Raw genomic sequence first — 1,661 nt, 5'->3', positions numbered from 1 at the left:
TATTAGACGTCAATTACTTTTGCCGATCGTGTTGCCTCACCAGTTAATGTTACTTTCTTGCTTCAGCTAAAATGTTACCATCGGCACGAGTTCCGTAGACCAGTTCTCTGACCACCTTAACTCGCCATTCCTGCAACCTGCGTTGCAGTGTTCTGCGATGACCTTCAGTAAATTTTCCCGGATGTGCGTCTTCAAGTTTGAGAAGTAATTCGGTACTGCCCAGTTGCGGTTCTTCTTTAAGCCAGCGTTCTATTTCGTTCCAGACGTCAGCGAAGGGATCTGCACGGGTTCGCCAGTGGCGAGGTTTTGATGGTGCTGGATGATGTAAAGGATTCACTGCACCTTCCTGCCAGGCTACGGAGAGGCCCTGCAAAAATGCGGTTAAATCGCTGTTTTTGTCTCCAACAGGATCCCCGACAGCTATTCGCGCCAACTGGTGCTGATAAAGTCGAATGGTTTCCAGCAACTTCAAAGGATCAAGTGCGTGGATGATATCGTCAAAATGGCATCGGAGCTCAGAACGCAGAGTATGCAGTTCTATCAGGCGATTATAAGGCGTTTTGGGAGCATCATGCCTGCGAACCGTTTTCCCGCCAATGCGTTGCGTATCCAGAAGCTTGAACGATGGCTGAAAAAAGTTAATAAATAGTCGATTAGCCATGTACATCTGGTTCATTGCTTTTGCCGCCGGTTCACCGTCAAGACGGCCGTATCCCGCCAGCTTTCTGACCACAGAACCATTTTTTTGCTCTATCCAGGCCTGATCGTTTTTCCGGTATGGCCGGGAGCGGGTCAGCGCGATACATCTGGCAGAACAGTATTCAAACAAGGCTTCGTTGATAAATTCGGCTCCGTTATCAACATCAAGGCCGAGAAGTGGGAATGGCAGATTTTTTTGAACCTTATCAACGGCCCGGATGATCAACTCAGCGTTACGCGCCGGTAACGCCATACATTCTGTCCATCCACTGGCGATATCGGTCAGCGACAGCGTCCACAAAAAGGTACCAGAGAGATGCCAGCCACAGTGCGCCACAAGATCCATTTCCATAAATCCCGGTGAATACCGCTCATGCTCGGTGAACATTCTGACCGGGATACTTTTACTGACGCGGTTAACCGTCCGGTTACGCTTTTTACCGGCGGTGGTATGTGCTTCTTTCAACTGGCGATCGATGGACGATGCACTGATTTTCAGAAGCTGCTCGCGGAGTGCCGGATTCAGACTGAGATGCCCGTGTTTCTCCATTGCCGGAATAAGCTGGGGCAGTAACGCCTTGAGACGCTTACCGCACAACCGATCTGAAGCTTCCCAGAGCACGATCAAAGCCTGCTGAACAGCAGCACCATAAACCGAACGAACCGCGGCTGATCGACGTCGTTGGTTACCGCTGGTGACGGCACCATTAAGTAACCGGGTTGCCGATTTACGATGGTACCCACTGATCAGTATGAACTCTTCCAGGATCCGGGTTTTCTCGGCTTTACTGGCTGCTTGATAGCGTGTTTTCAGCGCCTTCAGAAGCTGACGACGGGTATCCATAGGCAACAATGCATTGCTCATAGGTGCACCTCTGACTGATTATTTATCACTCAGCCAAAGTAACAATTTTGGTGAGGCAACAGTGCGCGTTTGGTAACAAAAATGCTGAGTCAATGCG

Annotated in this window: 1 protein-coding gene; it reads right to left on the bottom strand. The window is 49.9% G+C overall.

The window, feature by feature from the left end; genetic code table 11:
• Positions 1–49 precede the first annotated feature (49 nt).
• Positions 50–1,564 carry a DDE-type integrase/transposase/recombinase gene (locus tag H7A77_RS25415; protein WP_220457379.1) on the bottom strand — a complete coding sequence of 505 codons (1,515 nt, stop codon included), beginning with the start codon at positions 1,562–1,564 and terminating at the stop codon, positions 50–52.
• Positions 1,565–1,661: the final 97 nt, after the last annotated feature.

The sequence above is a fragment of the Serratia sp. ME47 genome (assembly GCF_903970925.1).
In the GTDB taxonomy this organism is placed as follows: Bacteria; Pseudomonadota; Gammaproteobacteria; order Enterobacterales; family Enterobacteriaceae; genus Serratia; species Serratia ureilytica.
Note: the sequence above shows the minus strand (reverse complement) of the source record. Positions and strands in the feature narration are given on the sequence as shown.